3 protein-coding genes and 1 pseudogene are annotated in these 2,601 nt (G+C 53.8%); 3 read left to right on the forward strand and 1 reads right to left on the reverse strand.

Annotation, left to right across the window (positions count from 1 at the left end; all coding sequences use genetic code 11):
- Positions 1–1,215 (reverse strand): bifunctional UDP-sugar hydrolase/5'-nucleotidase (locus VEI96_07765; GenBank protein HXX57884.1); only part of this gene is annotated, 1,215 nt, incomplete at its 3' end.
- A gap of 114 nt (positions 1,216–1,329) precedes the next feature.
- Between VEI96_07765 and VEI96_07770 the strand changes: the two genes are divergently transcribed.
- The 3 genes and pseudogenes from VEI96_07770 to VEI96_07780 all read left to right on the forward strand — a co-directional run bounded on the left by VEI96_07770 (position 1,330) and on the right by VEI96_07780 (position 2,564).
- Positions 1,330–1,581 (forward strand): magnesium chelatase domain-containing protein, encoded by a 252-nt coding sequence (locus tag VEI96_07770; GenBank protein ID HXX57885.1) that lies wholly within the window; start codon positions 1,330–1,332, stop codon positions 1,579–1,581.
- A gap of 28 nt (positions 1,582–1,609) precedes the next feature.
- A pseudogene (locus VEI96_07775) lies at positions 1,610–1,828 on the forward strand (hypothetical protein).
- Between the two features lie 154 nt (positions 1,829–1,982).
- Positions 1,983–2,564, forward strand: a complete 582-nt coding sequence (locus VEI96_07780; protein ID HXX57886.1) for a DedA family protein — start codon at positions 1,983–1,985, stop codon at positions 2,562–2,564.
- Positions 2,565–2,601 lie beyond the last annotated feature (37 nt).

Here is a 2,601-nt window from a genome sequence, read left to right on the forward strand (position 1 = left end):
GAGGATCTGTTTTCCGGTGAGTTTCATGGTCATTAAAACATCGTCAAAGGGGAGCAGGCTGAAGACCTGCTCCATCGTGATCGGCCCCTTCGTAATGTCAGCCCTCATGCTTCCGCTGCTCAGGAAGGCTATGTCGGCACCGCTCGATTCCCGCATCGCATCGGTCACAATATCCCCGACCAGCGACTCGCCCCTATCGATCCTCATCAGGTCGACAGAAGTCTCGCCGACAACGCTCGCAAAGGAATCCTGAAGCCGGTCCCGGTAGGTCCGGACGATCTCTGCCGTTTTCCTGTCGATCCGGTCATCCGGGCCGGCGAAGACCGTTCTCAGTTCCTTCGTTCCGGTATCGGAATGAATCATCCCCGTTTCAGGATCGACGGCGAGGTTGAGCACCCCGAGGTATATCCCATAATATCCGGCCTGCACGATGATCGTCTTCCCGACTCTTTCGGGGTACATGACCGCCGTATGAGAATGTCCGCCGACTATCAGGTCGATCCCTCCGACAGCGCCGGCCAGACGTCTATCTGCATCGAGTCCGGAATGGCAGAGCACGACTACGATATCCGCCCCTTTCTCTTTCACCTTCCGGATGAGTCCCGGAAGGACCTTTACCGGGTCGAGAAATTTCAGGTCGCTCACGTTGTCCGGTTTTGTAGTATAGGCGGTCTCGGGAGTTGTTATTCCGATGACCGCGATCTTCAGACCCTTCCTCTCGAGCATGACGAAGGGCCTTATTCCCGGAATACCCTTCCCCCCTCTGTCGGTGACCGTTGCAGAGAGGAAGGGAAATGCAGCGGACGCCTCAAGTCTCCTCAGGGGACCGAGTCCCCAATCGAACTCATGATTTCCCAATGCCATGGCATCGAACTTCAGGTAGTTCATGACTTCTATGACCGGCTCCCCCCGGAAGATATTCGACTCAGGGGAGCCCTGGAACATGTCCCCGGCAGAGAGGAGTATGGTGCCCTCAGGGTTCTTGGCGCGTTCATCCTCGATCATCTGCGCGAGAAAAGCCGCTCCGCCCACCGGGGTCTTTTCATCAACGCTCTTCACAAGGGAGGGGAGGAGTCGGCCGTGGAAATCGTTCAGATGGAGGACCGTGAGTGCGACAGGCCCGTGGACCTCCGCAATGCAAAGCGAAGACAGGAGGAGAAGGATGATCGTAAATACCGCTCTTATGAGAACCTTCTCTGCGTGCATGACCTTCATAGCATCATCGTAACCTATTAATTTATCTTATCTCCTTATTAGCATAACTATATCACCCTAAACTTGCAAGGAAAAACCTTGCATAAAAACACCTTTGAAAATATAATGGGTTTTATGCTCTCGAAGATACTCAGCGCCAGTGTCGTCGGCATCGATGCGCACGGGGTGGAGGTCGAGGTCGATATAACATCGAGGGGCCTGCCCCACTTCTCGATGGTGGGGCTGCCGGACGCGGCTGTTAAGGAGAGCCGCGACAGGGTACGGGCGGCGCTGAAAAATATCGGGTTCAATTTCCCCTTCAAGCAGATAACGGTGAACCTTGCGCCTGCCGATCTCAAGGAGGAATCTCCAGCTCGAGAGGTTTAAGAACGACAAGATTTATTACAACGGCCAGATGAAGACGCGACATATCAAGAAATACTGCACCCTCCATGCCGATGCCCAGACGCTCATCGAGACCGCCATGCAGAAACTCGGTCTCTCCGCAAGGGCCTAAGCGAGGATTCTGAAACTCTCCCGTACGATCGCCGACCTTGAGGCCTCTCACGAGACCCACTCCCACCATGTGTCTGAGTCGATTCAGTACAGGACATTGGACAGGGGATTGTTGTAGCTGTCACAACTATGCTCCATCGAAAACAACCGCGTGCGTGCTTCCAACTTCACGGCAAATATATCCCGCTATTTCCCGGTTAACACGAATCCAGACTATCGATGGTTTTCCAGGATTTCCGCACCTTGTGCGCCGTTCGGTATAATAGGGTGAAATGCTATCACCGACGGCCCTTGAACACCTTATCCGGACATACGGCTATGTTGCATTGCTTATCGGCACCTTCTTTGAAGGCGAAACGATCCTAATTATCGGCGGTCTCACCGCACACCTGGGGTATCTTCACCTGCCCCTCGTGATGGTCGTCGCATTCATCGGGAGTTTTTCGGGAGACCAGGTCTTTTATTTCATCGGACGGGCACGCGGCAGAGATATCCTTGCACGGTATCCGAGATGGTGCGCCCGCGCCGAAAAAATTCACATCATCCTTGAGCGCTATCACGATCTCATTATGCTGGGATTCAGGTTCGTATACGGAATCAGAATTCTCACTCCCATTGTCATCGGCATGAACCACCGAATCGCGGCGAGACGCTTCGTGATCCTTAACGCCGCCGGTGCGGTGCTCTGGGCGGTCCTCGTTTCAACGGGCGGCTATCTCTTCGGCACCGCCCTTGAGGTTGTAATGAAAGACATTAAGCGCTATGAAATGGAAGTGATCATCGGGATTTTGCTAATCGGGGGAATCTCCTGGATGGTTCATTATCTGAGAGAGAAGAATAGACGATGCCGTTGAGCATCTGCCGAGTTCAGAATGTTCGGCATGACAGACT

The organism is Thermodesulfovibrionales bacterium (assembly GCA_035622735.1).
In the GTDB taxonomy this organism is placed as follows: domain Bacteria; phylum Nitrospirota; class Thermodesulfovibrionia; order Thermodesulfovibrionales; family UBA9159; genus DASPUT01.